Annotated in this window: 28 protein-coding genes and 1 riboswitch; of the genes, 8 read left to right on the top strand and 20 right to left on the bottom strand. The window is 28.8% G+C overall.

Annotated features, from left to right (window positions below; all coding sequences use genetic code 11):
- The first annotated feature begins 23 nt into the window (after nucleotides 1–23).
- The 3 genes from hfq to OIF33_RS06125 all read left to right on the top strand — a co-directional run bounded on the left by hfq (nucleotide 24) and on the right by OIF33_RS06125 (nucleotide 2,710).
- Nucleotides 24–266: an RNA chaperone Hfq gene (gene hfq, locus OIF33_RS06135; protein ID WP_322503342.1), complete on the top strand. Its 243-nt coding sequence runs from the start codon at nucleotides 24–26 to the stop codon at nucleotides 264–266.
- A gap of 103 nt (nucleotides 267–369) precedes the next feature.
- Nucleotides 370–1,650, top strand: a complete 1,281-nt coding sequence (locus tag OIF33_RS06130; RefSeq protein WP_322503341.1) for a methionine gamma-lyase family protein — start codon at nucleotides 370–372, stop codon at nucleotides 1,648–1,650.
- Nucleotides 1,651–1,804: 154 nt separating this feature from the next.
- Nucleotides 1,805–2,710: a hypothetical protein gene (locus tag OIF33_RS06125; RefSeq protein ID WP_322503340.1), complete on the top strand. Its 906-nt coding sequence runs from the start codon at nucleotides 1,805–1,807 to the stop codon at nucleotides 2,708–2,710.
- 40 nt (nucleotides 2,711–2,750) lie between these two features.
- Here the strand turns inward: OIF33_RS06125 and lexA are convergent, their stop codons facing one another.
- The gene (lexA, locus tag OIF33_RS06120; protein WP_322503339.1) at nucleotides 2,751–3,362 is read right to left on the bottom strand and encodes a transcriptional repressor LexA; all 612 of its coding nucleotides are present in this window, start codon (nucleotides 3,360–3,362) and stop codon (nucleotides 2,751–2,753) included.
- A gap of 240 nt (nucleotides 3,363–3,602) precedes the next feature.
- On the opposite strand from lexA, the gene OIF33_RS06115 reads away from it, so the two are divergent.
- A complete protein-coding gene (locus tag OIF33_RS06115; protein WP_322503338.1) occupies nucleotides 3,603–3,992 on the top strand; it encodes a hypothetical protein in 390 nt (129 codons plus the stop codon).
- Nucleotides 3,993–4,097: 105 nt separating this feature from the next.
- Here OIF33_RS06115 and OIF33_RS06110 read toward each other — a convergent pair whose 3' ends face one another.
- Together OIF33_RS06110 and OIF33_RS06105 are read right to left on the bottom strand one after the other, a co-directional pair.
- On the bottom strand, nucleotides 4,098–5,042 hold the full coding sequence (locus OIF33_RS06110; protein WP_322503824.1) for a tyrosine recombinase XerC: 945 nt from the start codon (nucleotides 5,040–5,042) through the stop codon (nucleotides 4,098–4,100).
- Nucleotides 5,043–5,969: 927 nt separating this feature from the next.
- The gene (locus OIF33_RS06105) at nucleotides 5,970–6,188 is read right to left on the bottom strand and encodes a DUF3892 domain-containing protein (RefSeq protein ID WP_322503337.1); all 219 of its coding nucleotides are present in this window, start codon (nucleotides 6,186–6,188) and stop codon (nucleotides 5,970–5,972) included.
- A 122-nt stretch (nucleotides 6,189–6,310) separates the two neighbouring features.
- Between OIF33_RS06105 and ilvA the strand changes: the two genes are divergently transcribed.
- Nucleotides 6,311–7,510, top strand: a complete 1,200-nt coding sequence (ilvA, locus tag OIF33_RS06100) for a threonine ammonia-lyase (protein WP_322503336.1) — start codon at nucleotides 6,311–6,313, stop codon at nucleotides 7,508–7,510.
- A gap of 159 nt (nucleotides 7,511–7,669) precedes the next feature.
- On the opposite strand, the gene OIF33_RS06095 is transcribed toward ilvA, so the two are convergent.
- Nucleotides 7,670–9,157, bottom strand: coding sequence for an amino acid permease (locus tag OIF33_RS06095; RefSeq protein WP_322503335.1), 1,488 nt, complete (start codon nucleotides 9,155–9,157; stop codon nucleotides 7,670–7,672).
- A 127-nt stretch (nucleotides 9,158–9,284) separates the two neighbouring features.
- A riboswitch (Lysine riboswitch) is annotated at nucleotides 9,285–9,459 on the bottom strand.
- A gap of 212 nt (nucleotides 9,460–9,671) precedes the next feature.
- Here OIF33_RS06095 and OIF33_RS06090 point away from each other — a divergent pair.
- Entirely contained in the window at nucleotides 9,672–10,892 is a 1,221-nt protein-coding gene (locus OIF33_RS06090; protein WP_322503334.1) for a dicarboxylate/amino acid:cation symporter, read from the top strand.
- 34 nt (nucleotides 10,893–10,926) lie between these two features.
- On the opposite strand, the gene OIF33_RS06085 is transcribed toward OIF33_RS06090, so the two are convergent.
- Nucleotides 10,927–11,259 carry a hypothetical protein gene (locus OIF33_RS06085; RefSeq protein WP_322503333.1) on the bottom strand — a complete coding sequence of 111 codons (333 nt, stop codon included), beginning with the start codon at nucleotides 11,257–11,259 and terminating at the stop codon, nucleotides 10,927–10,929.
- A gap of 278 nt (nucleotides 11,260–11,537) precedes the next feature.
- Between OIF33_RS06085 and OIF33_RS06080 the strand changes: the two genes are divergently transcribed.
- Nucleotides 11,538–12,185: a YczE/YyaS/YitT family protein gene (locus tag OIF33_RS06080; protein WP_322503332.1), complete on the top strand. Its 648-nt coding sequence runs from the start codon at nucleotides 11,538–11,540 to the stop codon at nucleotides 12,183–12,185.
- A gap of 44 nt (nucleotides 12,186–12,229) precedes the next feature.
- Here OIF33_RS06080 and OIF33_RS06075 read toward each other — a convergent pair whose 3' ends face one another.
- From OIF33_RS06075 to OIF33_RS06065, 3 genes are all read right to left on the bottom strand, one after another.
- The gene (locus OIF33_RS06075; protein ID WP_322503331.1) at nucleotides 12,230–12,448 is read right to left on the bottom strand and encodes a hypothetical protein; all 219 of its coding nucleotides are present in this window, start codon (nucleotides 12,446–12,448) and stop codon (nucleotides 12,230–12,232) included.
- A 61-nt stretch (nucleotides 12,449–12,509) separates the two neighbouring features.
- Nucleotides 12,510–12,893: an NUDIX domain-containing protein gene (locus tag OIF33_RS06070; RefSeq protein WP_322503330.1), complete on the bottom strand. Its 384-nt coding sequence runs from the start codon at nucleotides 12,891–12,893 to the stop codon at nucleotides 12,510–12,512.
- Nucleotides 12,894–13,234: 341 nt separating this feature from the next.
- On the bottom strand, nucleotides 13,235–13,969 hold the full coding sequence (locus tag OIF33_RS06065) for an HAD-IB family hydrolase (RefSeq protein ID WP_322503329.1): 735 nt from the start codon (nucleotides 13,967–13,969) through the stop codon (nucleotides 13,235–13,237).
- 169 nt (nucleotides 13,970–14,138) lie between these two features.
- Here OIF33_RS06065 and OIF33_RS06060 point away from each other — a divergent pair, with 169 nt between their 5' ends.
- The gene (locus OIF33_RS06060) at nucleotides 14,139–14,675 is read left to right on the top strand and encodes an ECF transporter S component (RefSeq protein WP_322503328.1); all 537 of its coding nucleotides are present in this window, start codon (nucleotides 14,139–14,141) and stop codon (nucleotides 14,673–14,675) included.
- Nucleotides 14,676–14,755: 80 nt separating this feature from the next.
- Here OIF33_RS06060 and OIF33_RS06055 read toward each other — a convergent pair whose 3' ends face one another.
- From OIF33_RS06055 to pyrB, 12 genes are all read right to left on the bottom strand, one after another.
- Nucleotides 14,756–15,508: an exodeoxyribonuclease III gene (locus OIF33_RS06055; protein WP_322503327.1), complete on the bottom strand. Its 753-nt coding sequence runs from the start codon at nucleotides 15,506–15,508 to the stop codon at nucleotides 14,756–14,758.
- Between the two features lie 272 nt (nucleotides 15,509–15,780).
- Entirely contained in the window at nucleotides 15,781–16,902 is a 1,122-nt protein-coding gene (locus OIF33_RS06050) for a DEAD/DEAH box helicase (protein WP_322503326.1), read from the bottom strand.
- 500 nt (nucleotides 16,903–17,402) lie between these two features.
- Nucleotides 17,403–17,825: a GNAT family N-acetyltransferase gene (locus OIF33_RS06045; RefSeq protein WP_322503325.1), complete on the bottom strand. Its 423-nt coding sequence runs from the start codon at nucleotides 17,823–17,825 to the stop codon at nucleotides 17,403–17,405.
- Between the two features lie 25 nt (nucleotides 17,826–17,850).
- Nucleotides 17,851–18,648: a class I SAM-dependent methyltransferase gene (locus tag OIF33_RS06040; RefSeq protein ID WP_322503324.1), complete on the bottom strand. Its 798-nt coding sequence runs from the start codon at nucleotides 18,646–18,648 to the stop codon at nucleotides 17,851–17,853.
- Between the two features lie 169 nt (nucleotides 18,649–18,817).
- Complete coding sequence (locus OIF33_RS06035) at nucleotides 18,818–19,291, bottom strand: glutaminase (RefSeq protein ID WP_322503323.1); 474 nt, start codon at nucleotides 19,289–19,291, stop codon at nucleotides 18,818–18,820.
- Between the two features lie 173 nt (nucleotides 19,292–19,464).
- Nucleotides 19,465–20,043, bottom strand: a complete 579-nt coding sequence (pyrE, locus tag OIF33_RS06030; RefSeq protein WP_322503322.1) for an orotate phosphoribosyltransferase — start codon at nucleotides 20,041–20,043, stop codon at nucleotides 19,465–19,467.
- Nucleotides 20,044–20,350: 307 nt separating this feature from the next.
- The gene (locus OIF33_RS06025; protein WP_322503321.1) at nucleotides 20,351–21,250 is read right to left on the bottom strand and encodes a dihydroorotate dehydrogenase; all 900 of its coding nucleotides are present in this window, start codon (nucleotides 21,248–21,250) and stop codon (nucleotides 20,351–20,353) included.
- 17 nt (nucleotides 21,251–21,267) lie between these two features.
- Nucleotides 21,268–22,008 (bottom strand): dihydroorotate dehydrogenase electron transfer subunit, encoded by a 741-nt coding sequence (locus tag OIF33_RS06020; protein WP_322503320.1) that lies wholly within the window; start codon nucleotides 22,006–22,008, stop codon nucleotides 21,268–21,270.
- Between the two features lie 22 nt (nucleotides 22,009–22,030).
- Nucleotides 22,031–22,894, bottom strand: a complete 864-nt coding sequence (gene pyrF, locus OIF33_RS06015) for an orotidine-5'-phosphate decarboxylase (RefSeq protein ID WP_322503319.1) — start codon at nucleotides 22,892–22,894, stop codon at nucleotides 22,031–22,033.
- Nucleotides 22,895–22,903: 9 nt separating this feature from the next.
- A complete protein-coding gene (locus tag OIF33_RS06010; RefSeq protein ID WP_322503318.1) occupies nucleotides 22,904–24,103 on the bottom strand; it encodes a dihydroorotase in 1,200 nt (399 codons plus the stop codon).
- 21 nt (nucleotides 24,104–24,124) lie between these two features.
- A complete protein-coding gene (locus OIF33_RS06005; protein ID WP_322503317.1) occupies nucleotides 24,125–24,283 on the bottom strand; it encodes an aspartate carbamoyltransferase in 159 nt (52 codons plus the stop codon).
- A gap of 4 nt (nucleotides 24,284–24,287) precedes the next feature.
- Nucleotides 24,288–25,211, bottom strand: coding sequence for an aspartate carbamoyltransferase (gene pyrB / locus OIF33_RS06000; RefSeq protein WP_322503316.1), 924 nt, complete (start codon nucleotides 25,209–25,211; stop codon nucleotides 24,288–24,290).
- Nucleotides 25,212–25,449 lie beyond the last annotated feature (238 nt).

The raw sequence follows: 25,449 nt of genomic DNA, 5'->3' as shown, positions 1-25,449 counted from the left end.
TAAAATTTATGGAGGGCAATAGAATGAATAAGTCAATCAATAACCTACAAGATATATTCTTAAACAATGCAAGAAAGGAAAGAATACATGTAACAATCTTTTTAGTAAATGGGGTTCAATTAAAGGGTATTGTTAAAGGGTTCGATAGTTTTACAGTAGTTTTAGATAGTGATGGAAAACAACAACTTGTTTATAAGCATGCTATAAGCACAGTATCACCAGCTAAACCTATTTTATTTAATAATGCACAAGTTTTTGATAATTAAATATATAGAAAAAAATAGGTAAACCTTTATTGGTTTGCCTATTTTTTTTCTATATGATAAGATTTATAAATGTACGATATTTTAATAATGCGGGGGTATAATAATGCTTAATGCAACTATAGAATTACTAAAAGAACAATACGGTTTCACAGATGAAACTTTAAAGCTTTATAATCAAGCTATAATTGATGTAGAAAATGAATTTAAAATATATGATGAAATAAGAGAATTTAATCAATTAAAAGTTCTTAAAGCTTTCCAAGAAGAGAAAATTTCAGATAGCCACTTCACTAATTCAACTGGTTATGGATATGGAGATGTTGGAAGAGATACTTTAGATTTAGTTTATGCAAGAATCTTTAATGCTGAAAAAGCTTTAGTTAGACCACACTTTGTTAATGGAACTCATGCTTTAGGAACAGCTTTATTTGGTAACTTAAGACCTGGAGATACTATATTAGCTGTTACTGGTAGTCCATATGATACTTTACATAGTGTAATTGGTATAAGTGGAGAAGAAAACATAGGATCATTAAAAGAATATGGTGTTAATTATAAGCAAGTAGATCTTATTGACGGAAAAATTGATATAGAAAAAGCTTTAGAGATGATTAAAGAAGATGACTCAATAAAGTTAATACATATGCAAAGATCAACTGGTTATGGTTGGAGAAATGCTTTCCAAGTTACAGAATTAGGAGAAGCTATAAAAGCGATAAAAGAATTAAGAGAAGATTTAATAGTATTTGTTGATAACTGTTATGGAGAGTTCATAGATATAATAGAACCTACAGATGTTGGTGCTGATTTAATTGCAGGATCATTAATTAAAAACATAGGTGGAGGAATAGCTCCAACTGGTGGATACATAGTAGGAAAAGAAAAATATGTAGAGCAAGCATCTTATAGACTAACTGTACCAGGTATAGGAGCAGAGTGTGGATGTACTTTTGGAGTAATGAAAGACTTCTATCAAGGATTATTCTTAGCTCCTCATGTTGCTATAGAAGCTTTAAAGGGTGCTATATTCTGTTCTAGAATAATGGAACTTGCAGGTTTTGAGGTGCTTCCTAAATATACAGATAAGAGAAGTGATATAATTCAAGCTATAAAATTCAATGATAAAGAAAAGCTTATAAAATTCTGTAAGGGTGTTCAATATGCATCACCAATAGATTCTTTCGTTGAATGTGAACCATGGGCTATGCCAGGATATGCAGATGAAGTTATTATGGCAGCTGGTGCCTTTATTCAAGGTTCTTCTATAGAGCTTTCAGCAGATGCACCTATAAGAGAGCCTTATATAGCTTATTTACAAGGTGGATTAACTTTTGATCACGCTAAAATCGGTGTCTTAATAGCTTTAAACAACATTTTTAAATAAGATTTTAACTCTAAACACTTTAAGTTTTTATAACTTAAGGTGTTTTTTTATGGAATAAATTACTTTAATATTGTATAATTAATACAGCGTTATTATTACGTATTACAAATATACAATTACATTACGTATTACAAGGAGAAAGGTGGACATAGTTTTGGAAGAGAGTAGAAACAAAGAATTAAAGGTAAAAAGCTTCAGAGTCACTGAAGAAACTTTCGATAAATTTAAAAAAATAGCATCTGATGAATTTGGTAACCAAGGACAATGTCTAGATGCTTTAATATCTTTATACGAATTAGAGAATTCTAAATCAACATTAATAGAAAGAAAATTAGAAATAGAATCTTTCCAAGATTATTTAAATAAGATAAATCAATTATTCTTAACATCTCTTCAAATGAGTGAGGATGCAGGGAAAAGAGCAGAAGAGGAGTTTGTAAAGAAACTTTCCATAAAAGATGTAACCATAGAGAGACTACAAAAAAGAGAAGAAGAGTTTATAGAAAGAGATAAGACTTTAAAAGAAGAACTTAGAGCTAAAACAAAGGAAGTTGAAGAACTTAAAGAAACTATTAAAGCATTAGAAAAGGATAAGAGTACTTTATCTCAATTAGTATCTAGAAACTATGATTTAATAGAAAAAAACAAGGAAGAAATAGCATCTCTAAAACCTTTAGAATCTTTAAAAGAGGAAAATGAAGAGTTAAAAAGAAGGTTAGAAGAGGAAAGAGATTCTATAAAAGAACAAAAATCTCATATAAAAGCTTTAGAATTAGAAAAAAACTCTTTTAAAGAAAGAATAGATTTCTATGTAGAAAAAGAAAATTCTTATAAGGAAGAGATGGAATCTTATAGAAAGCTTATAGAAGCCATGAGAAAGGACCACAAGAAAGAATTAGAGCTATTAGAGGATAAATACTCTAAAATGTTGGAAAAAGAGTCTAAGAAGCTTAGAGAGGCATTTGATAATAAGTTAGATTTAGAAAAGAAGAGCTTAGAATTAGATATAAGAACTTTAAAACACGAAAAAGAAGTTTTAGAAAACAAATTAAACTCCTAAAATAAAAAAAGAAAGCACCAAATGATGCTTTCTTTTTTTATTAATACGCTCTATATATTCCTACTAATTTACCTAAAACAGAACAGTCTGGAACTATTATAGGTTCATAATTTTTGTTTTCTGGTTGAAGCCTTATAAATCCATTTTCTTTAAAGAATCTTTTTATGGTTGCTTCATTTTCTATTAAAGCCACAACTATATCACCATTTGAAGCTATGTTTTTTTGCTCTATTATTGCCAAATCACCATCTAATATTCCACATTCTATCATACTGTCTCCAGTAACTTTTAAAATAAATAATTCATTATTATGCTTAACGTAGTTTATAGGAATTTGAAACATATCTTCTATATTTTCTGTAGCTAAAATAGGCATACCAGCAGTAACTTTTCCTATAATAGGAATGTCTATAAGCTCTTTTTCTTCAGTAGATAATTCCACTATTTCTAAAGCTCTCGGTTTAGTTGGATCCCTATATATTAATCCTTTTTTTTCCAATCTTTTTAAATGTCCATGAACAGTTGAAGTTGATTTCAAGCTAACAGCTTGACATATCTCCCTAACTGAAGGTGGATACCCCTTTGACTTTGTAAATTCAACTAAAAAATTATATATTTGAGTTTGTTTATCTGAACTTTCCTTAACTATCATAGTAATTGCACCTCACGATTCTTTGGTAATATTATACCATATGAATAGCAACATAGCAAACTTATGTTCTCATATCTATAAAATTATAAAAGGATTTTTAAAAGAGAAAATTTAACTTCTATTTTCTATAAAAAAGAAAGAGAGTAGATATACTTTTAAGGATAAAAAGAGTCTTATTTGATAAAAATTAACTTATTTGTTATAATGGAAAGATGGATTTTGAAAATAAGAGGTGACTTTATGGATAAAAAAGAATTTAACAACGATGATTATTGTGATGTATATAACGGAAAAATTTGCGACAATTGCGGTGATTGTTTAGAGATGCAAGGAGTAGATACAAAAGCTATAAAAATAGCTGATATAGCAAAAGAAGTTGAGGAAAATAAAAAAATAGAAGAAGCTCTTAAGAAACTTTCTGAAGAAGAGCAAGAAGAAATAGATGATAATGTTGAAGAAGAACTTACAACAGAAACTTGGGAAGAGTATTTAGCGAAGCAAGATGAATACGAAGATGCTTTTGATCATATAGAATATCTTGAAGACATAGATTTAAATGATGATTTAACAATGGAAGAAATGACAGAAGAAATATTCCCAGGCGTTAGAAAACTAAAAATAAAAGAGTAGTTTTATAGATAAAAGTGCTAAAAATACGGATATAGAACATATGTTCTATACCCGTATTTTCTTTATAATTTCAGATTTTTAGATATAAAATCTAACCAAATTAAACTATTTAATATTAGCTAAAGGGTTAGTGTTAACAGCTTTTCTTAGAGTTTCATCATCTACATGGGTATAAATTTGAGTGGTAGAAATATTTTCGTGCCCTAAGATATTCTGCAAGCTTCTTATATCTACATTTCCATACTTATACATTAGCGTAGCAGCTGTGTGTCTAAGTTTATGAGGGGTATATTTTTGATCTTTAAACCCTGCATTTTCTATATGTTTTTTAACTAACATTTCAACACTTCTTTTATTTATAGGTCTATATTTACTAGATAAAAATAGATATTTTTTAGCTTCTTCCGTAGCTTTTGAATCATTTCTGTTTTTTAAATAACTATCTATAGCAGAAATCGAAGCCTCATTTAAATATACAGTTCTTTCTTTGTTACCTTTACCTATGATAGTTAAGGTATCTCCTTTTATTTTTTCTATTTGTATGTTACAAAGCTCAGATAATCTCATTCCGCAGTTCAAAAATAAAGTAAGTATGCAGTAATCTCTATGATAGTTTTTATTTGTTTGATCCATCGAATTCAATACAGTTATACTTTGATCTAAAGTCAAATAAACTGGGTGTCTTTTATTTATTTTAGGTGATTCTAGTTCTACAGTTGGATTTTCATCTATTATTTTTATTTTTGAATTTAAAAACTTAAAGAAAGACTTTAATGTAGCAACCTTTCTTGCTCTTGCATAAGCGCTATTATTTCTTACCTTTTCTAAAAAAGCCAAAAATGCATATATATCAGATAAGGTTATGTCTTTTATAAAATTATCACTTAACTCAGAAATTTCAACTTCTTCGATTTTTTCTAATTCAATATTATTTTCTAAACCTTTATATACTTTTAAAAATTTAAAAAATAATCCTAAATCAACAGAGTATCCTTTTATTGTATTCAAAGATTTACCTTTTACATTTTCTAGGTAATTTAGGAACTCCATAACTCGTTTTGGATATCTCGATTTCTCTAAAAAATCAAATTTAAGATTTTTATTTTTGTATGATTCATCGTTTAATTCATTTTTAAAATTTGATTTTTCAACAGAATTGATGTCCTTTTCTACCTCTAAGAGCTTGTCCATCCCAAGTTCTTTTATCCATCTTTTTATTATTCTTTGATTAATCTTATATATATCTGCCAATTCTGTATTACTTAGATTTCTTTTAAAGATTAAAATATAAATATCTTCAATTAAATCTTCGTAGTCACGTTGAATATTTTGAGAATCGTAATAGTTATATATATGATCTAGATTAGTTAAATCATCATTACTTAAATTTATATTGAGTAATTCTTTGATTTCCTGTGAGTATTGAAAATTTTCGAATTGATTTTGTTTATTATTCATAGTCTAAAATCCTTTCAAAGCCTTGATATGACTATATTGTAGCATATTTACTTAAAAAACGCAATAACTTCGCTAAATGTATATTTAGCGAAGTTATAAATTAGGGGTATTTTAAGAAATTCATATTTGTATTTTAAAAACAACTTTAAAATAAATTTTTAGTTGTGTTTGAACCATAGTTTGTGGTTTTAATTCTTAATTCAATTCTTCAAATCAAAGAACGATTATATATTATCAAATCGTAATACATTAAGTAATACATATACATGTAATACAATAACAATATCGATTGATATATTTTAATTATGACCAATATCGATTGATATATTTTAATTATGACCAATTTCCAAAATAATATACATGACGAGATTAAAAAAACGTAATATTTCTTACATTACAAATATATATTCAAATTTCTCACTATTCTAATATCGTTTTTAGATATTAATAAGAAAACAAAAGGAAGTTAACTATATTCTTGTTATCATCCTTTTGTTTTCTTATACTATAAAGATGTAATTATGATAATTCGTCTAGGTTATTACTTTCTTTTCCATCAGGGATACTTCTTAAATAAGCTTCACCTTTTTTAGAATGAGAAATTATAACACCATCAATCATTCCCTCTTCTGCAAGTCTTACACCTTCAGCTTTAGAAACAGTTTTTCCGTTACTTAAAACGTAATCTGTAATTTCTCCACTACTATTCTTTTTTACTTTAACTATAGAATCTGACATAAATTATCACCTTCCTTTACTATTATTTTGCATGTATTTTCAAAAAATATTCTCTGTAAAAAATTATTTTTGTTTGTTATAATTAATATATAAAAGGTTTACATAAATGAGAGGTGATTATTTTGTATTTAGAAAAAATTATTAAAGCAAAAAAGAATATAGAAGATATAGTTATAAAAACACCTTTAATATATAGTGAGGTATTCTCAAGGAAATCTGAGAATCAAGTGTATATGAAATGTGAAAACTTACAATTAACAGGTGCTTATAAAATTAGAGGCGCATTAAATAAGATAAGATCCTTATCAGAGAAAGAAAAAGCAAGAGGCGTTGTATGTTCTTCTGCTGGGAATCATGCTCAAGGTGTAGCTTTTGCCGCTTCTCAAGCAAGTGTTAAATCAACAATAGTAATGCCTAAAACAACTCCTCTATTAAAAATTCAATCTACAAAAGATTTAGGTGGAAATGTTGTTTTATCAGGATATGTATATGATGATGCTTTTAACGAAGCTAAAAGAATAGAAGAAGAAGAAGGTACTTTATTTATACATCCATTTAATGACATCGATGTAATATATGGTCAAGGTACTGTAGCTTTAGAAATTTTCGAAGATTTAAAAGATGTAGATGTTATTCTTTGTCCAATTGGTGGAGGTGGTCTTATAAGTGGAGTCTCTTTAGCTGCTAAGGAATTAAATCCTAATGTAAAAATAATAGGAGTTCAAGCTGAAGGTGCTAATGCTATGGAACAAAGTTTTAAATCAGGAGAAATAATCAATTTAAAATCTGTAGATACAATTGCAGATGGTATTGCTGTAAAAAAACCTGGTGATTTAACCTTTAATTTCATAAAAGAATATGTAGATGATATAATAACAGTTTCAGACCATGAAATAGTTGAAGCTTTCTTTACCTTAAGTGAAAAGCACAAACTTTTAGCTGAAGCTTCAGGAGCTGTTTCTTTAGCTGCCTCTTCTAAATTGAATTTTAAAGATAAAAATATAGTATCAATAATAAGTGGTGGTAACATAGATATGGTTACCATAACCTCATTAATAAATAGCGCTTTAGTTTCTAAAGGTAGACTTTTTGGATTTAGCTTAGAAGTTCCTCATAAGCCAGGACAAATTTTTAGAATTTCAAAAATACTTACAGACGTAAATGCTAATATAGTAAAACTTGAACACAATAATTTTAAGGCAACAGATGCGCTTAAAAATATGGTTATAGAAATAACCTTAGAAACTAATGGTCATTCTCATATTGCTGAAATTAAAAAGGCTTTAACTGATCAAAGCTATGTAATTAAACAAATTTATTAGTAAGAAAATAAAAGAGGCAGTATTTTATTTAATTAAAATACTGTCTCTTTTTTAAAATTATACACTTCTCTACTCCACCTTTAAATAAAACCTAATAAAAAAGAGCCTATTTGTAATAGACTCTTTTTGAAATTGTATACTATTTAAAATTCCCTTTAATTAATAAACATCTTTAAATTCTTCTAAAGGTAAATCAACATCTTCTAATTCATGGTAATTAAAATTATCTCTACTTAAATCAACATCTTCTAATTTTATTAATTTAGTATGATGTTTAAATTTATAGTAGAAAAATAAACCTAGGAATAAAGGAATTCCTATATATGATGAAATTAACCCACCCCAGTCTATTCCATTTCTAACATCTAAATAAGCATATCCTTGTCCTAAAACGATTATTCCACATAATATTAAAGCAATTATAGGTCCAAGTGGAAATAATTTAGCTTTATAAACTAATTTACTCATATCTTTCCTTTGTGCTACATAAGCTCTTCTAAATCTATAGTGACATATTGCAATACCAAGCCATGCTATAAATCCAGATAAACCAGATGCTGCTACAAGCCATACATATACAGTATTCTCAGCATAAATACCTGTTAAGAAACATAAACTAGCAATTATTGTTGTTAATATTATTGCATTAACTGGCACTCCTCTAGAATTTGTTTTTTGAAATATCTTAGGTGCCATTCCACTTTTAGCCATAGCATAAAGCATTCTACTAGATGCATACATTCCTGAGTTACCAGCTGATAAAACTGATGTAAGTATTATTGCATTCATAACAGATGCCGCACCAGCTAGCCCTATTTTTTCAAAAACTACTGTGAAAGCACTTGTTTCTACTCCTGCTTGAGCATTAGGTACTAAAGCTCCAATTACTAAGATTGTTCCTAAATAAAATAATAAAATTCTCCAGAAGATTGTGTTAACTGCCTTTGGTACATTTTTTTCAGGATCTTCACTTTCTCCAGCGGCAACCCCTACTAACTCAGTTCCTTGAAATGAGAAGCCAGCTATTAAGAAAATCATGAATATAGATTTTGCTCCTCCAATAAATGGACCACCATTAGCATAGAAATTTTTAAAGCCTACTTTTTCTCCTCCTATTATTCCAAATATCATAAGAACTCCTATAATTAAGAAAATAATAACAGTAGCAACTTTTACTGCTGCAAACCAAAATTCTGATTCTCCGTAAGCTTTAGCAGATAATAAATTAAGACCTAATATAATTACTAAAAATAACGCACTCCATACCATAGCTGGAACATTTGGAAACCAGAATTTCATTAATAAAGAACCTGCAACCATCTCTGCTGCTATTGTTATAGCCCAGTTATACCAATAGTTCCATCCTAAAGCAAATCCAAAGGCTGGATCTACGAATTTTGTTGCATAAGTTCCAAAGGAACCTGTCTCTGGCATATATGTTGCCATTTCTCCTAAGCTTGTACATAAGAAATAAACCATTATTCCTATTACTCCGTAAGCTACAAAAGCTCCTCCAACACCTGCTTGATGCAAAGTATCTCCCATTGCTAAGAAAATACCTGTACCTATGGCTCCACCCATTGCAATCATACTAAGATGTCTTGATTTTAATCCCCTTTTTAGATTAGTATTTTGTTCCTGACTCATTTTTTAGTCCTCCTTATGGTTTTAATAATTAACCCATAAGTGATAACTAAGTTCCGCTAACAAAAGAAACCCTTAAGCGTGGTTTCATGCTTAAGGGTTTGTAAAGTCTTATTAAACAATACTCTTCTTTCATGATAGCACACCACAAAACTAATTGTGACAGTGTTACATATATTATATGCAACCCCAACCTAATAGAATTAAAGCCTCTTCTACTGGTTTCGGCGATTCATCCTTTCTCTTTGCTTCATAGTGCTTACCTCTGCAAAGATACTATTAATCATCGCGCCTCTATCTCAGTTATTCACTTTATATTAATAATTATGCAGTTTAATTTACAAATTGTCAATCTTTTTTTATTGTTAATGAAACCCAATCAATAAATTACATTTATAAAAAGAATATATTTTATTACTATAATTAATAATTACCTTGACTTTAAATATTAATTATAGTAATATGTACTCATACAAAGAACAGATGTATTTAATAAAAATACAAGAAGGGGGCTATTATGAAAAATTTATCTTTAATAAAGAGAATATTTTTTGCAATCATTTTAGGAATACTGATTGGGCTAGGTTGTTCCTACATAAATTTTGATATACCCGTTAGGGCATTAATGACCTTCAATGGATTATTCGGAAACTTACTTAGTTTTTTAATACCACTTATAATAGTTGGATTTATAGTACCTGGAATCGCATCTTTAGGAAGCAAATCAGGAAAAGGACTTTTAGTAACAACTTTAATAGCATATGCATCAACATTTTTAATAGGTATAATAACATTCTTTATAGGACGTTCATTACTTCCTAAATTTATAGTAAGTGCTTCTTTAAGTACTAGCTCTGTAAATGTTGAACCATACTTCGCAATAGACATACCTCCAATGTTTAGTGTTATGTCTGCTTTGGTTTTTGCATTCTTATTAGGTATAGGAATATCAAGAATAAAAAATAGTTACTTATTAAAAGTATCTGAAGAGTTTAATCATGTTGTTTCATTAACAATAAAAAATCTTTTAATACCATTAGTTCCAGTATATATTCTTTCAATATTTGCTAAGTTAAGCTATAATGGTGAAATATTTACTACTTTAAAATCTTTTGGACTTGTTTACGTAGTTCTTTTCTCAATACAAGGAGCTTATTTATTAGTTCAATATGTTTTAGCTGGAACTATAAAGAAACAAAATCCATTTAAACTGTTAAAAAATATGATTCCTGCATATATGACAGCTTTAGGTACTCAATCATCAGCAGCTACAATTCCAGTTACTTTAAACTGTACTATAGAAAATAAAGTCGATGAAGATGTTGCAGACTTTGTTATACCTTTAGGAGCTACAATAAACTTGGCTGGTGATACTATAACTTTAGTACTTGCTTCTATGGCTGTAATGTATATGAAAGGACAAGTTCCAACATTATCACTTATGTTACCTTTCATAGTTATGTTAGGAGTAACTATGGTAGCAGCACCAGGAGTACCTGGTGGTGGTGTTATGGCTTCTCTAGGTTTACTTGAAAGTATGCTTGGCTTTGGTAATGTGGAAAAATCATTAATGATAGCATTACATGCTGCACAGGATAGTTTTGGTACAGCAACAAATGTAACAGGTGATGGAGCTATAGCAATAATAGTAGAGTCTATCCTAAGAAGAAATAAAAAATCTAATCTTAAAATTGAAGAGGCTAAAGAAGAGTTTCTTCCAGAGGTTAGTTGTAATTAAAAAATGACTATGAGAAATTCTCATAGTCATTTTTTTATTTAATAATTATATTATTGCTTTTGGGGAATAATTGCTCATATAAAGCATCAAATCCCTCATCAGCTAATACTACTTCAGTATCATCATTTACATAGAATTGATTCATAGTATTCATTATAAGTTCATATTTTTTAAGATTACCTTCTTCAAGTAAAACCTCATAAAGATATGCTAAGTGATTTTGCATATACTCTTGCATCTCTTTAAGTTCTTCATCAGAAATTTTATTTTCCTTATGAATTTTATTTACAGGACCATTCTTAAAAATGAAATATGTTGAAGCTTTTGCTATTCTAGCAATATGTTCTTTAGTCTTATTATCATTCATATTTGTCACCTCTCTATATCTAACGTAATAATTATAAGATAAAATTACCTACATTTCAATTTTTCTTATCTATACAAATAATATAGTTTTATTATCCATTTTATCATTAAATTGTGAAAGAATTTATGTGTTTATTAAATATATTTGACATATTGATGAACAACTTGTATAATCATTTTGTTTGGTATTCTTTTAAGTTTTTAAATACACGTTAAATATTAAATTCACATTCAATAATACGATTCACAAAACTCAAAAATTAAGGAGTGTATTAAAAAATGAAAAAAGAAAAATTTATTCCTAAACTTATATTTTTCTTATTAGGAATGGCAATCATACAATTAGGCGTTGTAATATTTTTATTAAGTGGTGCAGGATCAGATCCTTTCACTGTATTTACTCAAGGGCTTTCAAAAGCTTTAAGTATTTCAACTGGAACAGCTAATATGATAATACTTATTACTTTAGTTATTGGAATTTTCGTTATTGACAGAAAACAACTTAAAGTTGGAACTTTTGTACTTGTATTAGTAATAGGACCTACTATAGATTTTATTATGGGATTATTACAAAAGGCTGGATTAGATACTTCACTTAGTAGTTTTAACTTACCTGTAAAATGTGTGATTGTAGCTTTAAGCTGTATAATAATAGCTATAGGATTCTCATTCTTAGTTAGTACTGAATTAGGAGTTGCACCAAACGATTTAGTTCCTCTTATAATAAGAGATAAAACTAATTTCCAATACCGTTGGATACGTATCGGCTTAGATTTAAGTTTCTTAGTAGTTGGTTACTTATTAGCTGGTGTTGTTGGTGTTGGTACAATAATAGCAGTTCTTTTCACAGGTCCGGCTATCCAATTTTTCATGCCACCATGTGAAAAAATTGTACATAAATTCATAGGAAAAACTGCTGAAAAATAATATAAAAAAACAGTCCATAAGGACTGTTTTTTTATATGTATTTTTTATATCTCTTGATATCTAGCTATAAGTTCTACTAATTCATCACAGAAAGCATCATATTTTTCTGTGGGATGTTTTACTGTAATTGTAATCTCTTCACCAACCTCTACCCTCTTCTGATCTGGTGAAAAAGTAAATGCTAATGTATCATCTCTATTATATATAGGTTTTATAGTAACATGAAAATCTTCTCCTAAAATTTTCTTTCTTAATAATGTCATAATAATCACCTCACAATTTTATTATAACAATAAAAGAAAAACATGCCAATATTGGCATGTTTTATATAGTCTCAAAAAAAGCGTTTATCTTTTCTAATTCTCCATCTGCAAAAGTATAGTTACTTAATTCATCTTTATTTATCCATTTGTATGCAGTTATGTTTGCACCACAAGTAACCTTTTCTTTTAAAGATCCTGTAAACACTCTTAAACTTTCCTCTTCATTAATATTAAAATCATATAATTCCTTTAAATCGAAAACTATAGTTTTTAAATCTTCTTTTATAGCCCTATTTGCACATTTTTCTGGAGTTTCTCTACCCTTTATTTTTCTGTCAAAAAGATACCATAAGTGTTCATCAGCTTTTTTACCTTTTCTTTTTGAAATTAAAATATTATTAAAATCATCCTTTATAAGGATAGAACAAAATTTAATGTTACCCATATAAGTCTCCCCTTTTACACATTTCGCTTTTTATATACATATTATAGCAAATTATTATATATTATTGTGCTATTTTAGTATAAGTTTAAATAAAGTTTTCAATATTATTTAATGATTCTTGTTTTAAATATGTTTTAAATAGTTTTCTAACTTGTTTTTCTAATTTTGACGTACACTTTAACCCTCTAACTAATATGTACATTAAACAAATATATTCTATAATAATTCGTATATATACGTATATTATGATGACTACCCAAAGTATAACCCCCGTATTTTTAAGTATAATTACGAACTTTCATAAGAAAAGCAACCTTTCTTATGAAAGGTTGCTTTTCTTATTATAGAAGTTTTAGATTATTTATATCTAAGTCATAAGTAACATCTTTTCTTTCGACAATAACTTTAATTTTTTCTTTAATTTCATCACAGTCAAGAACTTTTGTTAGAAGTTCTCTTGTTGGATTAATTGCATATGGTATTCCAACACTTTTAAACATAGTAAAATCACCTGAAGTATCTCCATAAGCATAGCTATTTTCTAAATCTATGTTATATTTTTCTTTTAATTCTAAAATAGCTTTTTCTTTACTTTCTGAATCCCACATAGGTATTATATCTCCATTATATGTATTATTATCATCAAGTTTGTATATAGTACCTTTGAAATCATTCATATTATATTTTCCTGACATCTCTTTTACCAGTTCATATGGTGAGCCAGAAATAGCTATTACTATGTGTCCTTGTTCTTTGTGCCATTTAATTCTTTCTCTAGTAAATGTATATACTCTATCGCCTTTTTGTTCTATTACTTTTTTAGCTATGTATTCTATATGATAATTACTTATGCCTTTTATTGCCTCAGTATATATATCAACCATTTTAAGTAAATATTCATCATAATCACCTTGTCTCTTATCCCATTTTATAAAAGCAGGACGTACATCTTTATACCATTTAGTTTCATCAACTAATTCATATTTTATTATTTTTTTAAATACTTCTGTTATTAGTCCTTCTCTGTATATTGTTCCATCAATATCAAAAAATGCTGCTATGTTCTTCTTTTTCATATTTTTCTCTCCTCTTCTGTATGGTTTCCATTTATGTATTATTTAAAAGTATATCATAAATAAATAAATTTTAAAGGGAATATATAAAATATAATTGTACCCATACATTTGATAATATATTAATAATATTTTAATATATAACTATATTTTTTATTCAGGAGGTAAAAAAATGAATATTAATACGGATAATAGATTTCATAAAACAGTCTTTACAGCATTAATGATCGCAATAATATTTATAGCAGCAAGCTTAATAAGAATACCAACCTTTGGAGGCTATGTTCAACTAGGCGATTGCATGGTTCTTTTATCTGCAGCATTATTAGGTAAAAAAAGAGGTGCTATAGCAAGCGGTATTGGTATGGCTCTTGTAGACTTATATGGTGGATATATAATTTGGGCACCATTTACTTTTATAATAAAGGCTTTAATGGCATATATAGCAGGATATCTTTTAGAAGTTAATCATAGAAAGAGTTATTTAAATCCTTTCTTAATTTCAGGAGTTTTTATGGTAGTAGCATATTTCTTCGCTGGAGCAATCATAGCATTACTATTCACAGGAAGTTCTAATACTCTTATAGGTGCTTTAGCTTATTCAGCAAAGGATATAATAGGTAATATAATGCAAGCTGGTGTAGGTATAGTTATAGCATTACCACTTTCAAAAGTATTATATAAACAAGAAAAGAAAGCTTTTAGCTAAAATTTATTAAAATTATTACTTGATAATAAAAACGTACAAACAACTTACACTGTGTTTGCACGTTTTTATTATTTTAAGTATTAATCCATTATTAATTTAACAGGACAGTGATCTGATCCTAATACCTCTGTATCTATAAAAGCATCTTTTATTCTTGACTCTAAACTATTTGAAACTAAGAAATAATCAATTCTCCATCCAGCATTATTCTTTCTCGCATTAAATCTATATGACCACCAGGAATAAATTCCCTCTACCTCTGGATTGAAGTAACGGAAAGTATCTATAAATCCACTTGATAATAAAGTAGAGAATTTATCTCTTTCTTCATCTGTAAAACCAGCATTCTTTCTATTTGACTTAGGATTTTTTAAATCTATCTCTTTATGAGCAACATTTAAATCACCACATACAACTACACCTTTTTTAGAAGAAAGTTCTAAAAGATAGTTTTTAAAATCATCTTCCCATTGCATTCTATAATCTAATCTAGCAAGTGCTGTTTGAGAGTTTGGAGTATATACAGTTACCATAAAGAAGTCCTCAAACTCTAAAGTTATAACTCTCCCTTCTTTATCATGATGTTCCATATTTATACCATAATAAACATTTAGGGGTTCTTTCTTTGTAAATATAGCAGTACCTGAATATCCTTTTTTCTCAGCATAATTCCAATACTGGTGATATCCCTCTAAATCTAACTCTATTTGTCCTTCTTGTAACTTAGTTTCTTGTAAACAAAATATATCAGCATCTTCAGATTTAAAATAATCTAAAAATCCTTTTTTAACACAAGCTCTTAAGCCGTTAACATTCCATGATATTAATTTCATATTAAAAATTCCTCCTGTATCATTCTTGAAACTTTCTTCCAAGATAATATTATATATTTTCATGTCTATTATTCTATTGTAATAAAATATTCAAAATAAATCATCTCTTAATTCAAAATAATAATAATTATTTCTTAGTAATTATAATTTAAATCCCTTTAAATATCAACTAATAAGTAGAAAGATTACATTTATTATTTAGATCTTAATAAACTAAAAAAAGCCATCTCCAATTCGCTAAAATTAGTAATAGGAGATAGCTATGTTAATTATTATTTAGTTTTCTTTATATCTACATCTCTTCTATTTATACTTATTTGTAAAGTATCCTCAATTTGTTTTAACATAGGTAGGTTCTTTGGATCTATAAACATACATGTATATCCTTCATCTCCAGCTCTACCTGTTCTTCCTATTCTATGAACATAACTTTCTACAGTTTCTGGTATATCATAGTTATATATATGAGTTACACCTGTTATATCTATTCCCCTTGAGGCAACATCTGTAGCAATAAGATATTGAATAGTACATTTTCTAAATTGCTTCATAATTTTTTCTCTCTTTGCTTGAGAAACATCACTATGTATCTTTTCACATGCTATTCCTCTTTTACTAAAACCTGCTTCAAGCTCATCAGCTCTTCTTTTTGTTCTACAGAATATTATAGCCATAAAAGGATTATCCTCTTCTAATACTGTACAAAGAGCATCCTGTTTCCACCTATCTGTTGTTTCAACTACCTCTTGTCTTATTTTATCAACAACTAGAGTTTCTTCTTCAACTTTTACCATTATAGGATCATTCATGTATCTATAAGCAAGTTTTTTAACTGCTGAATCCATAGTTGCAGAAAAACAAAGTGTTTGAGCTTTCTTTGGAACATGCTTCATGATTTCTGTAATTTCATTTCTAAATCCCATAAGAAGCATTTGATCAGCTTCATCAATTATAACAGTATTAATCTTACTTAAATCTATAGTTTTTCTTTCTATATGATCAAGCAATCTTCCAGGAGTTGCTATTACCATATGTATAGATTGTCTTAATTTATTAACCTGTGATGATACATCCTTTCCACCATATGCGGCTAAAACTTTTATGTATGTTGCTTTAGTTAAATTTTTCGCCTCATCAGTTATCTGAATAGCAAGTTCTCTTGTAGGTGATATAACAAGTACTTGAGTATCTTTGCTATTCTCATCAATATTTTGTACTGTAGGTAATAAAAATGCTAAAGTTTTTCCTGTTCCTGTTTTTGCCTCACCTATTAAATCAGCTCCATTTAATATATGCGGTATGCTATCTTCTTGTATTTTAGTTGGAGTTTTAATTCCACTTTTTAATAGTCTTTTTGTTAATCTTTCATTTATTCCAAGTTCTAAAAAATTCAATGCTCTTATCCTTTTCCTTTCAAATTTCTTCTTTAATAAATTTAATATATGTTTATTAAAAAAACATATTAATACTCTAAAATTATATTAACATAAAAAATAGAGCATGGTTCCAGTTAAAGATCCATGCTCTATGCTACAGCACCATTAAGTACCAACTGCTAAATAAGAATATCATAGTAATTTTAATAAGTCAAATAAATATAGATATAAGGAAAGGTTTTTTATGAAATTTAATGCTAGAGTTGTAAATCAAATGATTGAAAAAAATTCAGAATTATTATTAAGTTCCTAAATAATAATTCTAACAAAGGCTCAAAAATGGAATATGAGAAGAGGTTTTAAAGAATGTGGTTTTATATCTTCAATAAATAAAAACGGAGCTATGGAAGCATTCTTTAGAAAACACTTATAAATTATCTTAGGTATATGAAGTCATTAACTTAATTATTTTATAATTAAAACCTCAGTAATAATTACTGAGGTTTTGTATTTTAAAGTTATTCTATATAATTTACAAAAGCTACTCCATTATAATTATCAATTGATTTAAAACCAACCTTTTTATAAAACTCGACTGAAGCTTCTTTATCATCACTTATCAATACTTTTTGTCTAACATTTTTATATTCATCTAATACAGAATTAATTAATCCTCTCCCAATACCATTTCCTTGATATTCAGGAAGTACAATTATATCTTGTATATATATTATAGTTAAACCATCACCAACAACTCTAATAAGACCTACTAACTTTTCACCATGCCAAGCTGAAGTTATTTTTAGTGAATTTTTAAATGCTCTTTCTAATTTATTTAAATCTTCAGTATAATTAATCCAGCCTGCACTTTCATATAATAAAGCTATACTTTTTATATCATTAATTGAATCTTTTTTTAAAATTACTTTTTCTAAATCCATAAAACCTCTTTAATTAAAAATAATATTATTTTTCAGCTATAAACAATAAATGGTTACTATATCCTAGAAACTCTGGTTTTTCCGAACAATGATAATGATAATTTAACCATAGATTATAGTCCTCTTCATCCATATTATTTATTTTATCTGCTAAAAGCTCACTTAATCCATCTGCAGCAATTTCAGAAATAATTTCAACCCCAGAGTCATTTAGTAGTTTTCTACACTGATCTACACTGTGAAATACAAAAGGATAATCAACTAACTTAAATGTTTCATGATCATAAGCATCTCCTTTTAAAAAGTTTGGATTATAACACATAGTTTCTGTAGTTATTACCATATCATTAGATATAAAGGCAAAAAACATTTTTCCATTATCTTTACAAACTCTTTTTACCTCTTCTATAGATTTCATTCTATCTTCAATCTTACTTAAATGATATAGAGGACCAAAACATAGTACAATATCATAACTATTTTCTTCAATATTAGATATGTTTAATGCATTACCTTGAAAAACGCTTAAATTCATGTCCTTCTCACATTTTTCTTTGATTTCTTTAACATGTTTTTCAACTAATTCAATAGCTGTTACTTGAAAACCTTTTTTAGCAAAATATAGACTATATTCTCCAGTACCAGCCCCTAAATCAAGAATCTTCATTCCTGGTTTAAGAAACTTTTCAATGTTTCTTACTGTTGTCAAAAACTCAACCTGATTAGCCTTTGATGAAAGCCTAGTACTTTCATTAAATATATCATATAAGGCGGACACTCTTTCTTCTTCACTTTCAAATTTTAAAATCTCTTCTTCCCTCATAAATTTCTCCCCTTTAGTTAATATAATTTTATAAAATCTAAAAATAAGTAAATCATTAATATAGACAAGTTAAATTATCGCTTGTTTATATTTCATACATTACTATCATTACTTCTTTAAAACAACAATTATATTTAATATGAAAATAATAAGAATAAACTATTTAATATTATTCAATGCAAACCTTAAATATCTCAGCTATATTATGAGTTTCATCCCAAACTCCTTTCACTTCAAAGTAATATTCTCCCTTTTCTTTAGGTAATATAAAAGAATATTCCTTCTTTGAATCTCCATTTAAATATTCATAATCTGTATAAGGGGTAGTAGACAGTTCTTGGATAGTTACAGAATTAGGTTCTTTAGAAAACTTTATTTGGAGTGTTTCTCCGCCTTCTGCATATATTGGCTTATTTAAATTCTCTAAAGGCTCTGCAAAAGTACTGTTTCCACCTAACTCTTTATTAAACCAATTAAATTCTCCATTGATTGTAGAAACTTTTTCATTATCATAAGTTATTTTAAGATTAGGTTTATCAAATGGAAAATCATCTGTGGGAACCATAGCCAATATAATAATTGCAATTATAAAAAGAGTTAAACCTATAATCTTATTCCTATGTTTTGATAAAGTAGTTATCATTTAATCTCCTCCCTATCAAACTGGAACTTATTGTATATTTAAAATTATAAGTTAATTTTTTACACATTCCAATTATAATACAATATTTTAACAAATTAGTAAAATATAAAAACTCCAGTACAATATGTACTGAAGTTTTTATTTGATATATAAATTCATTTAAAGTTTTTATACTATTTTATGTTTCTGCTACCTGGTTTAATGTAAGGTGTACCTTCTTTACATAGTGGGCAGTTTTCTGCCTCAAAGCTTTCTATATCAAGTTTTATTGAACTATACATTGGGAAGTCTGTTACATTTCCTGGAGTTCTATCTACTATACAAACTACTGCTACAACTTCTCCGCCTTGTTCTTCAATTACTTTTGCAGCTTCTTTAAAACTCTTACCTGTAGTTACAACATCCTCTGTTATTACTACTTTTTGTCCCTTTTCTATAGTGAATCCTCTTCTAAGAGTCATTTCTCCATCTACTCTCTCAGTGAAGATTGCTGGCTTACCTAATTGTCTTCCTAATTCGTAAGCTACTATAACGCCTCCCATAGCTGGTCCTACAACTAAGTCAAAGTCGATGTCCTTTAATTGATCTGCAACAACTTTTAATACTTTTTCAGCTTTATCTGGATGTTTTAATAATTGAGCACATTGGCAGTATCTATTAGAGTGTCTTCCTGATGATAGTAAGAAATGTCCTTCTAATAAAGCTCCAACCTCTTTTAATGTATCTATAACCATAACGTCTGTATTTTTCATATTTAACTCCTCCAAAACTTTTCTTTTTATTTGTTCCTTTAATTAATTTTATTTACTTTACCTAAGATTGTGTACAACTATCTTTTAATAAAACTTACAAATAGTATGAAGAGGATATTTAGATAAGCTTTAGAATTTAAGTTATTATGTAGAAAATATTACGTTAAAAAGCTAAGATTGTTCGACGCGAAGCTAGTTTCGAAGCTTTAGTAATATTTTTGGAATAATAACTATAAATTCTTAGCGAAATCTAATAATTCTCGGAATATATTTGTAAGTTTTATTGTTAGGTTTCAATACAATCTTACTACTTTATGCAACCTACTATTTCTTTAATGTTCTTTAAGCCTTCTCTTCTACAGAAACCTTCTAAACCTTTTATTATTTCTACACCTGCTTTAGGATTTACAAAGTTTATTGTTCCTATCTGTATAGCAGAAGCTCCTGCCATCATAAATTCTATTGCATCCTCTGCTGTTGAAATTCCACCTAGTCCTATTACTGGAATATCTACAGTTTTAGCAACTTCATGAACCATTCTAAGTGCTACTGGTTTTATAGCTGGACCTGAAAGTCCTGCATACACATTATTGAATACTGGCTTTCTATTTTTTATATCTATTGCCATTCCTTTTAATGTATTTATTAGTGATATTGAATCCGCTCCAGCCTCTGCACATCTATATGCCATGTCGCATATATTTTCAGCATTTGGTGATAATTTTACCATTAGAGGCTTATCACAAATTTTTCTTACCTTAGAAACTACTTCATAAGCTACATCTGATTGTATTCCGAAGGCCATTCCCCCAGATTTTACATTAGGACAAGAGATGTTTAACTCTATCATGTCTACTTTTTCTTTATTTAAAAGTGAAACTGCTCTTTCATAATCTTCTATAGTAGCTCCACCTACATTTGCTATTATGTTTGTATCTAGTTCTAACATTTTAGGAAGTTCTACTTCTATAAATTTTTCTATTCCTGGATTTTGAAGTCCTACTGAATTCATGATCCCTTGAGGTGTTTCATATATTCTTATTCCTTCATTACCTTCTCTACCATTAAGAGTTAGTCCTTTTGAACTTATTCCCCCTAGTTCTCCCACATCATAGAAGTTATTGTATTCAGCTCCAAAACCAAAAGTACCTGATGCTGCTATAACAGGGTTTTTAAAATCTACTCCATTTATAACTGTCTTTAACATACTTAACCCCTCCTAAATTATAATTCAACTTCTAAGCCATTGAATACTGGACCATCTTTACAAGTTCTTTTATTTCCTGATTTTGTTTTACATGTACATACTAAGCAAGCTCCTACTCCACAAGCCATGTGCTTTTCCATAGAAACATACACATTAACACCAGCCTCTTTGCACATTTCAACAACCCTCTTCATCATAATCTCTGGTCCACAGCATAGTACTGTATCATACTTTTGAAGAGGAAGAATTTCTGTTACAAAACCTTTGTGTCCATGTTTACCTGTATTTGTTGAAATTTTAGTTTTTCCTACATATTCTCCTATTTCATCTACTAGGTATATATCATCTCTAAAGCCACCATAGAAATCCATTTTTATTTCTGGATTATTCTTTCTAAGCATTTTCGCAAGTTCTAACATTGGTGCAGTTCCTATACCACCACTTACTAAAGCAACTCTTCCATAATCCTTAGTTACATCGAAGCCATTTCCTAAAGGACCTATTATTTCTATTTCATCTCCAGGAATCATTTTTTTCATTTCATTTGTTCCAGCTCCAATAGTAGCATACACGAAACGTACATCATTTTCATTTACCTCACAAACACTTATTGGTCTTCCTAAGAAAGTGTTTGGAGTTTTTATCATATAGAATTGTCCTGCATTTACTTTAGCTTCATGCCCTACTATTAATGAGTATATTCCCTCTACTAATTCAATATTTTCTTTTACTTTGCCTTTGAAATATTCCATAGCCATAATCTGTCCTCCCAAGTTCTCTCTATTTTAAAATTGCTTCTCTTATGCTATCTCTCATTGAAATCGCTTCTTTTCTAGCACACTCTGCAAAGTTTTTACTATCTTCCATAGCTTTGTATGCTAATAAGATCTTTCTTGAAGAGTTTACAATTCCACCATTTCCATTATTAAGGTAAGCTGCTACATCTTCTGCAGTTCCACCTTGTGCACCATATCCAGGTATTAAGAATGGCATTGTATCTAATTCAGCTCTCATTTCTTTTGCCTCTTCTTGGTGAGTACATCCTACAACTCCACCTATTGAGCTATAACCATGTTTTCCTAAGTAGTTTTTACCTAAAGTATTTAACTTTTCTCCAACTACATCGTAAACTTTCTTTCCATTTCCAGCCTCCAGATACTCTATATCTTCAGCTCCTTTGTTTGAAGTTCTTACTAGTACAAAAACTCCTTTTTCATTTTTCTCTATATAAGGTAAGTATGGATCTATACTATCCATTCCCATGTATGGGTTTAAAGTTATGAAGTCACTTTCAAAATCACCTTCGAAGTGAGCTTTTGCATACATTTTCGCTGTTGCTGCTATGTCTCCTCTTTTTATATCAGCTATGATTAAAGCATCTTTTTCTCTTAAGTAGCTTAATGTATTTTTGTAAGCTTCTAATCCCTTAAGACCAAGAGCTTCATAGTAAGCTATTTGAACTTTGAAGCATGCAGATACATCTAGTGTTGCATCTATAATTTCCTTATTGAAAGCGAATAACATATCAGCTTCATTTGAAAACTTACTTTTGAATTCTTCTGGTATATAGTCTAAGCTAGTGTCTAATCCAACACAAACCAATCCATTTTTTTCTACCTTTTCAAACAATTTATCAGCTATCATATATACCTCCTAAAACTCACCTTTATAAACTATTTTTCCGTCTTTTATTGTTAATACCACATCTCCGTAAAATTCCATTCCATTAAATGGCGTATTTTTACTTCTAGATACTATATCTTCTTCTTTTAATATTCTTTTCTTGTTTAGATCTACTAAAACTAAATCTCCTGCAAAACCTGGTTGAAGTTTTCCCTTATTTATATTTAATAACTTAGCAGCATTTCCACTCATTAATTGGCTTAGCTTATTTAAGTTAATATGATTTTCTTTAACTAACTTCGTATAGCAGATTGAGAAAGCTTGTTCAATTCCAATCATGCCAGGTGCTCCTTTTTCCTTATCTTCTTTTGAGTGCGGAGCATGGTCTGTTCCTATACAGTCAACATAATTCATTTTTATTGCTTTTATTATGAAGTTAACATCCTCTTCTTCTCTTATAGGAGGATTAACTCTGTAATTATTAACCTTGTTATTTAAAGCTATATGGTGAGGAGTTACTTCACAAGTTACTTTAACTCCATCATTTTTTCCATCTATTATATACTTTATAGCTTCCTTAGTACTGACATGAGACATGTGTAACTTACAACCTACAAACTTTGCTAAGGCAATGTCTCTCCAAGTCATCATATTCTCAGCTAGACGCATGTCCACTTTTGAAAATTCTGGGCTTTCTGCATGAGACATTACTACCCAGTTATTTTCCATAGCTACCTTCATAGCTTCCATCATAATCTTAGAGTCAGATACGCCTTTACCATCATCAGTTATTGCCTTAACATTAGGATCTCCTTTGAATTCATTTAGATGATTTATTTCCTCACCTGATAAATCCTTAGTTATAGAAACTGTTTGGTATAAATCTGCTAGTCCAACATCCTTACCTTTGTTAACTACATAATCTAAAATTTCCTTTGAGCTACAAACTGGCTTAGTGTTTGGCATTAGAGTTACAGTTGTATACCCTCCTCTTACTGCCGCCTTAGAGCCACTTTCTATATCCTCTTTATATTCAAATCCTGGATCTCTAAAGTGTGCATGAGTATCTATGAATGCTGGCATAAGTACTAAGCCCTTACCATCTATTGTTTCACACTCTTTATTTAATTCAGTTCCTAATTCTTTTATTAATCCTTTTTCTATATATATATCACCAAAAAAGTTGTTACTTTCATCTATTAAATTTACATTTTTAATTAGCAAATCCATCTTAATTATTTCCTCCTCAAATTAAAACTTTGGAAAAGTGTTTTCTGCGTGGCAGTAATCACAATGATATGTATCGTTCTTTTCATCTATCAAAGTAAAACTTTGAGGAACATATTTTTCTACTTGAGTTATGCATTTTGTATTTTTACATTTATGATTTTGTACTTCTTTATTCTTCATCTTATTACGCCTCCCCTAAAAGTTTCGCCATTAATGCCATTCTTACATACATTCCGCATTTAGCTTGTTTGAAGTATAATGCCCTTGAATCTTCATCTACTTCATAAGCTATTTCATTTACTCTTGGAAGAGGGTGAAGAACCATCATATCTTCTTTGGCACTCTTCATTTTTGCTTCATCTAATACATATACATCTTTTAATCTTTCATACTCGCTTTGATCTACAAATCTTTCTCTTTGTATTCTTGTCATGTATAAAATATCAGCTTCTTTAAGGCCTTCCTCTAAACTAGTTATTTCTTTATACTCTATATTATTTTTTTCTAAGATTTGCTCTCTAATATAATTTGGGATTCTAAGTTCTATTGGAGATATTAAGATGAACTTGTTGTTCTTATATCTTGAAAGTGCTTTTATAAGAGAATGCACTGTTCTACCGAATTTTAAGTCTCCACATAATGCAATTGTATTTCCTTCTAGATTTCCTCTGTATTCTTTTATTGTAAGAAGGTCTGTTAATGTTTGAGTCGGATGCTGATGACCTCCATCTCCTGCATTTATAACTGGGATATCTGAATACATTGAAGCAACTTTTGCCGCACCTTCTAAAGGATGTCTCATTGCTATAAGATCTGCATAGCAATTTATTGTTTTAATAGTATCCCTTAGTGATTCTCCTTTAGCAACTGATGAAGAGTTTGGTTCTGAGAAACCTATAACTTGTCCACCAAGTCTAAGCATTGCTGATTCAAAAGATAATCTTGTTCTAGTGCTTGGCTCATAAAAAAGCGTTGCTAGGATTTTACCTTTGCATATGTCTTGATATTCTTTTGGATTTGCCATTATTTGATGTGCTAATTTGAAAATTTCATCAAATTCCTCTACTGTGAAATCTGATGGGTCTAATAAATGTTTGTTTTTTAACATAAAAATTCACTCCTTTTTAACCTCTCTGTGTTAATTTAAAGAAGAAAAGCTATATAATTTTACTCAAAAAAAAGTCTTCCTATGATAAGGAAGACTTTTCGCGTATAAAATAAATCTCGCAAGATTATAATTCAACTATATAACTTCCTTATTGACCTCTCTGGATCAAATTTAAAGGTTATTCATTAATCAGCCTCACTGGACTGCTTTCATTGTGCTTATGATATCATATTAAAAT

The sequence above is a fragment of the Clostridium sp. LIBA-8841 genome (assembly GCF_034439435.1).
Lineage (GTDB): Bacteria > Bacillota > Clostridia > Clostridiales > Clostridiaceae > Sarcina.
The sequence above is the reverse complement of the archived record's forward strand: the minus strand, read 5'-3'. Positions and strand labels throughout refer to the sequence as shown.

Excerpts from the sequence above, each read along its gene's own strand:
- hfq (WP_322503342.1), top strand. The coding sequence starts at position 24 with ATGAATAAGTCAATCAATAACCTACAAGATATATTCTTAAACAATGCA.
- OIF33_RS06130 (WP_322503341.1), top strand. The coding sequence starts at position 370 with ATGCTTAATGCAACTATAGAATTACTAAAAGAACAATACGGTTTCACA.
- lexA (WP_322503339.1), bottom strand. The coding sequence starts at position 3,362 with ATGATAGTTAAGGAAAGTTCAGATAAACAAACTCAAATATATAATTTT.
- OIF33_RS06115 (WP_322503338.1), top strand. The coding sequence starts at position 3,603 with ATGGATAAAAAAGAATTTAACAACGATGATTATTGTGATGTATATAAC.
- OIF33_RS06110 (WP_322503824.1), bottom strand. The coding sequence starts at position 5,042 with ATGGAGTTCCTAAATTACCTAGAAAATGTAAAAGGTAAATCTTTGAAT.
- OIF33_RS06105 (WP_322503337.1), bottom strand. The coding sequence starts at position 6,188 with ATGTCAGATTCTATAGTTAAAGTAAAAAAGAATAGTAGTGGAGAAATT.
- OIF33_RS06095 (WP_322503335.1), bottom strand. The coding sequence starts at position 9,157 with ATGAGTCAGGAACAAAATACTAATCTAAAAAGGGGATTAAAATCAAGA.
- OIF33_RS06090 (WP_322503334.1), top strand. The coding sequence starts at position 9,672 with ATGAAAAATTTATCTTTAATAAAGAGAATATTTTTTGCAATCATTTTA.
- OIF33_RS06085 (WP_322503333.1), bottom strand. The coding sequence starts at position 11,259 with ATGAATGATAATAAGACTAAAGAACATATTGCTAGAATAGCAAAAGCT.
- OIF33_RS06080 (WP_322503332.1), top strand. The coding sequence starts at position 11,538 with ATGAAAAAAGAAAAATTTATTCCTAAACTTATATTTTTCTTATTAGGA.
- OIF33_RS06075 (WP_322503331.1), bottom strand. The coding sequence starts at position 12,448 with ATGACATTATTAAGAAAGAAAATTTTAGGAGAAGATTTTCATGTTACT.
- OIF33_RS06070 (WP_322503330.1), bottom strand. The coding sequence starts at position 12,893 with ATGGGTAACATTAAATTTTGTTCTATCCTTATAAAGGATGATTTTAAT.
- OIF33_RS06065 (WP_322503329.1), bottom strand. The coding sequence starts at position 13,969 with ATGAAAAAGAAGAACATAGCAGCATTTTTTGATATTGATGGAACAATA.
- OIF33_RS06060 (WP_322503328.1), top strand. The coding sequence starts at position 14,139 with ATGAATATTAATACGGATAATAGATTTCATAAAACAGTCTTTACAGCA.
- OIF33_RS06055 (WP_322503327.1), bottom strand. The coding sequence starts at position 15,508 with ATGAAATTAATATCATGGAATGTTAACGGCTTAAGAGCTTGTGTTAAA.
- OIF33_RS06045 (WP_322503325.1), bottom strand. The coding sequence starts at position 17,825 with ATGGATTTAGAAAAAGTAATTTTAAAAAAAGATTCAATTAATGATATA.
- OIF33_RS06040 (WP_322503324.1), bottom strand. The coding sequence starts at position 18,648 with ATGAGGGAAGAAGAGATTTTAAAATTTGAAAGTGAAGAAGAAAGAGTG.
- OIF33_RS06035 (WP_322503323.1), bottom strand. The coding sequence starts at position 19,291 with ATGATAACTACTTTATCAAAACATAGGAATAAGATTATAGGTTTAACT.
- pyrE (WP_322503322.1), bottom strand. The coding sequence starts at position 20,043 with ATGAAAAATACAGACGTTATGGTTATAGATACATTAAAAGAGGTTGGA.
- OIF33_RS06025 (WP_322503321.1), bottom strand. The coding sequence starts at position 21,250 with ATGTTAAAGACAGTTATAAATGGAGTAGATTTTAAAAACCCTGTTATA.
- OIF33_RS06020 (WP_322503320.1), bottom strand. The coding sequence starts at position 22,008 with ATGGCTATGGAATATTTCAAAGGCAAAGTAAAAGAAAATATTGAATTA.
- pyrF (WP_322503319.1), bottom strand. The coding sequence starts at position 22,894 with ATGATAGCTGATAAATTGTTTGAAAAGGTAGAAAAAAATGGATTGGTT.
- OIF33_RS06010 (WP_322503318.1), bottom strand. The coding sequence starts at position 24,103 with ATGGATTTGCTAATTAAAAATGTAAATTTAATAGATGAAAGTAACAAC.
- OIF33_RS06005 (WP_322503317.1), bottom strand. The coding sequence starts at position 24,283 with ATGAAGAATAAAGAAGTACAAAATCATAAATGTAAAAATACAAAATGC.
- pyrB (WP_322503316.1), bottom strand. The coding sequence starts at position 25,211 with ATGTTAAAAAACAAACATTTATTAGACCCATCAGATTTCACAGTAGAG.